This is a genomic window from Blautia sp. aa_0143, assembly GCF_004167315.1.
Classification (GTDB): Bacteria; Bacillota; Clostridia; order Lachnospirales; family Lachnospiraceae; genus Blautia_A; species Blautia_A fusiformis.
Window position 1 is genome coordinate 1 of record NZ_RCXU01000068.1, and the last position, 2090, is coordinate 2090.

2 protein-coding genes and 1 pseudogene are annotated in these 2090 nt (G+C 40.2%); 1 reads left to right on the forward strand and 2 read right to left on the reverse strand.

Annotated features, from left to right (window positions below):
* The coding region (locus tag EAI83_RS16935; RefSeq protein WP_192925806.1) for a transposase at window positions 1-140 on the reverse strand (140 nt) is incomplete at its 3' end.
* Window positions 141-460: 320 nt separating this feature from the next.
* Entirely contained in the window at window positions 461-1483 is a 1023-nt protein-coding gene (locus EAI83_RS16945; protein WP_129976298.1) for an ABC transporter substrate-binding protein, read from the reverse strand.
* A 268-nt stretch (window positions 1484-1751) separates the two neighbouring features.
* Here EAI83_RS16945 and EAI83_RS16950 point away from each other — a divergent pair.
* Window positions 1752-1871 (forward strand): annotated as a pseudogene (locus EAI83_RS16950) (helix-turn-helix domain-containing protein); the annotation flags it as partial.
* Between the last annotated feature and the right edge of the window lie 219 nt (window positions 1872-2090).

Below are 2090 nucleotides of genomic sequence, written 5' to 3' on the forward strand. Positions count from 1 at the left end.
GCAGCATACTCTGTGAGCAGCTCCTTCAGCCGGACGTCCACACCATTAATTAATACTTTTCGTCTATACTTTGGACACCATACTACATGGTATTTACAGGAATAGACGACATTGTTGTTTGATTTATATGTTGTGTTCATATTTATATTATACTATGGTTTATTAGTTAATACAATTACTATTTTGTCCATCTTCAATTACTTGCATAAATTCGATGGACGCGTCTTATATCCCCATAGCGGAAACAAGGGGTTTTACGACGCATTGGATAAACAGTGAGTAAAATACCGGTACCACAATTACGGAAAGGTAGATCACTGCTGCCGGTATCAGAAACGCATATGCACCGAAATCAACTTTTCTTTTTTTCTTATTTCCTCTTTATTACATACAAAAACCTGCGGTTTTTATAAAAGCCGCAGGTTTTTCCCATGTTTTTTTAAACTTTCTAAACTATTTTTTAATTTTCACATGCTTTCTGTGCATACTCTGTCTGCACCAGATTTTCATACGCTGTACGATCCGTCAGCTCACCTGCATCTTCCAGGATATCCTGCAGAAGCTCAAAGCTGTCTTTTTCAAAAATAAGATTTTCTTTCCAGGTATCCTGGTCATAATAACGTTTTACAATGGCAGTAATGGTTTCAAGATCTGTTTCTTTGAACTGCGGTGCGATCACTTCTGCGATTTCCTCCGGCGTATGACTCTGCACATAGTCCATTCCCTTCTGAAGTGCATCGGTAAATTTCTGGATGATCTCAGGGTTTTCTTTCATGTAGCTTGCTTTTGTACTGTAGGATGTATATGGTACATATCCGGATGCCTCTCCGAGCGATGCCACTACATAGCCCGCTCCTTCTTTTTCCAGAATGGTCGCAGATGGTTCAAATTCTACTGTATATGCCGCGGAATCATCACTGGTAAAAGCTGCTGCTGTGGAACCGAAATCAATGCTCTGGTCGATGGTCAGATCCTTTTGCGGATCAATGCCGTTTTTCTTCAGTATATATTCAAATACCATTTCCGGCATTCCGCCCTTACGACCGCCAAGAACCTTCTCTCCTTTTAGATCCTCCCATTTGAAATCAGGCATCTCTTCTCTTGCCACTAGAAAATTCCCCGCACGCTGGGTTAACTGTGCAAAATTTACGACAGGATCCGTGGCGCCCTCCTGATAAGCATAAACAGATGCCTCTGCGCCCATAAATCCAATATCTGCCTCACCGGAAATCACAGCAGTCATCGTTTTATCTGCTCCGAATCCCGTCACCAGCGTCAGATCCAGACCTTTCTCCGCAAAATATCCCTCCTCAATCGCCACATACTGCGGTGCGTAAAAGATTGAATGTGCGACTTCATTCAGTGTAACCTTTGTAAGCTTCTCTTCTGTGCTGTCTTTCTTCGCAGCAAATACTCCCATTGGCAGCGCCGTCACCGCCAGCACAACTGCTGCCGCCAGTGCAATCCATTTTTTATTTTTCATGCAGATACTCCTTTACAGACTTCTTCTGTTAGAGTATGCATAATTAATTAATTGGTGACCAGGGAAACATACAAAGTATCGTAAAACACAGTCTCCATGATTCCTTTTGTTAGGATATGCCCAAAAACCAACTGCTGATCACGATCAACTTTCCCATCAGTTAAAAAATATGAATTTTATTTAACAACAATTCAATTGTGTTCAATTTCCAATCCTGCTATGATTTAATCACAAAAGCTTTTGAAATTTCAATCAGGAGAGAATTAGGATGAATATTGGAAATGTGATAAAAAAATATAGAAAAGAGTCTGGTTTCACCCAGGAGGAAATGGCAAACCGCTTAGGAGTAACTACTCCAGCGGTGAATAAATGGGAGAACGGAGTTTCCCATAGTTAAAGATACCACACCAAATATGATGAACCCACGCTTATACACTACCAGCTATAATAAGCCGTAAGGACAGCAATTTGACACTGCTGTCCTTTCTTTATATAAAATTGCAGTACACAGAAAAAAGCTGTAAAATAATAAATATATTTGTCCTTGTAACAATTCTCGGACATTTGCCTGTTATACTATCTGCAAAAAGAAAAGGAAGTGACAATA

Coding starts and splice junctions, on each gene's coding strand:
- EAI83_RS16945 (WP_129976298.1), bottom strand. CDS start 1,483: ATGAAAAATAAAAAATGGATTGCACTGGCGGCAGCAGTTGTGCTGGCG.